This is a genomic window from Microbacterium sp., from assembly GCF_049661145.1.
In the GTDB taxonomy this organism is placed as follows: domain Bacteria; phylum Actinomycetota; class Actinomycetes; order Actinomycetales; family Microbacteriaceae; genus Microbacterium.
In genome coordinates this window covers 1-1,961 of sequence record NZ_JBASZT010000288.1, presented here as the reverse complement: position 1 = coordinate 1,961, position 1,961 = coordinate 1, and the positions used below count along the sequence as shown (strand labels likewise).

Sequence of the window (1,961 nt, the reverse complement as noted above, 5' to 3'; positions counted from 1 at the left end):
GCCCGAGCCTCGGCGAGCAGGTACTCCAGCTTGCGCGCCTTGTTGCCGCCGAGCGCGAGCCCGGTGAGGTCGTCGCGCTTGATCCACAGGCGCGGACCGCGGTCGCCGAGCGCCGCGCGCAACCGGTCGAGCGGATGCAGCGGGGTGGGGCCGGTCGCCAGTGACGGGCGCGCGGTGCGAAGGATGGCGGGAATGGCGGCGCGCACGCGGTCTCCGGTGGGACCGTCGGAAGCGCCGCTCTCGACGCCGTTCTCCGGAGCAGCGGAGTTCATGGCGTCAGCCTACGTGCGGCGGCGCCCCGGCATCCGGTCGTGTCGTGCCGTGACGTCCGGTGACGATGAGCGTCACCGGATGCGTCACCGGGCGGTAGCGTCGCTGCATGACTTCAACGACGCCGACGCTCGCGACCATCGAACTCGGTGACGGCCTGCGCGTTCCCGTACAGGGGTTCGGCGCGATGTCGCTGACCGACGTCTACGGGCCCGTCTCCGACGATGACGCCCTGGCGACACTCACGCACGCCGTCGACGCGGGTGCGACGTTCGTCGACACCGCCAACATCTACGGCGAGGGTCGCAGCGAGCGGATCATCTCGCGACTGCTGCGCACGCGCCGGGACGAGGTGCAACTGGCGACGAAGGTGGGCATCACGCCGAACGGAGGGATCGGGCGGCGCGCGCCGCGCGGCGATCCCGCACACATCCGTGAGCAGATCGACCTGAGCCTCGGACGGCTCGGCACGGATGCCGTGGAACTCTACTACCTGCACCGCGTCGACCCGAACGTACCCATCGAAGACTCCGTGGGTGCCCTCGCCGAACTCGTCGCGGCGGGCAAGGTCCGGCACATCGGGTTGTCGGAGGCGACCGGCGACGAGCTGCGCCGCGCGCAGGCGGTGCATCCGATCGCGGCCGTGCAGAGCGAGTGGAGCATCGTCAGTCGCGACGTCGAGGCGCACGTCGTGCCCGCCGCGCGGGAGCTCGGCATCGGCTTCGTGCCGTACTCGCCGCTGAGCCGGCAGTGGCTCACCGGCGCGTTCGACGAGTCGGCCTTGACGGATGCCGACGGCCGTCGCTCGTTCCCGCGCTTCGCGCCCGAGGCGCTCGCGGCGAACGCGCCGGTGCTGGCGGAGGTGCGTGCCGTCGCGGTCGACGCCGGGCTGACGCCCGCACAGCTCGCGCTCGCCTGGCTCTACGCGAAAGGCGACGAGCTCGGTCTGCCGGTCGTGCCGATCCCCGGCACACGCTTCGCCGACCGGGTCGACGAGAACCTGTCGGCGGTGGGCGTCGCCCTCGATCCCGCGCACATCGCCCGGCTGGATGCCCTGGCGCCTCGTGTCGCCGGCCACCGCTCGTTCCAGGCCACCTGGGTATCGGCGGGCCGGGAGTAGCGGTCACGGGTGGGCTGCCACCCCGGTGGTCGAGTGCCGCGCCCGCCACCCTCGGTGGTGGAGTGCCGCGCCCGCCACCCCCGGTGGTCGAGTGCCGCGCCCGCAGGGCGTGGTGTATCGAGACCATCGCAACCGACTCGTGGGCTGTGGTCTCGAGACACGAGCGCTTCGCGCTCGCAGCGGATCACCGGTTCGCGCGGCGGATGGGAGACGTCTCGGATTCGCGTGCGTGTTTCACGTTCCGATCGGTGTCTTTTCCGGCCCTCGAATGTCGGACCCCCTGACCACAATGGAGGGTATGGACCTGTTGACCGCCCCGCTGGGCGACCTGCTCACGCAGGCCGCCGGGGTGGTCGATGCGGCCGTGTCGGAGCGTGCGTTTCAGCGGGCGAGCGAGCATGAGCTCGCCGGGCAGGTGACGGTGATCGCCGCGGTGGGACGGCTGGTGGAGGCGCTGCTGGTCGACGCGGTCGGTGAGGTGATGGCCCGGTCCGAGACCGGGTTCCGGGACGAGTTCATGACCTCGCATCTGGGGTGCCGGAACGTGACCGAACTGGTCGAACGACTCACC

Annotated in this window: 1 protein-coding gene and 2 pseudogenes; 2 read left to right on the top strand and 1 reads right to left on the bottom strand. The window is 71.5% G+C overall.

All coding sequences use genetic code 11. The annotated features are described in order from the left end of the window. Nucleotides 1-272: pseudogene (locus WBP48_RS12285) on the bottom strand (hypothetical protein); the annotation flags it as partial. Between the two features lie 107 nt (nucleotides 273-379). Here WBP48_RS12285 and WBP48_RS12280 point away from each other — a divergent pair. Both WBP48_RS12280 and WBP48_RS12275 read left to right on the top strand, forming a co-directional pair. Further along, nucleotides 380-1,390 carry an aldo/keto reductase gene (locus tag WBP48_RS12280; protein ID WP_424440823.1) on the top strand — a complete coding sequence of 337 codons (1,011 nt, stop codon included), beginning with the start codon at nucleotides 380-382 and terminating at the stop codon, nucleotides 1,388-1,390. Nucleotides 1,391-1,688: 298 nt separating this feature from the next. After that, nucleotides 1,689-1,961 (top strand): annotated as a pseudogene (locus WBP48_RS12275) (hypothetical protein); the annotation flags it as partial.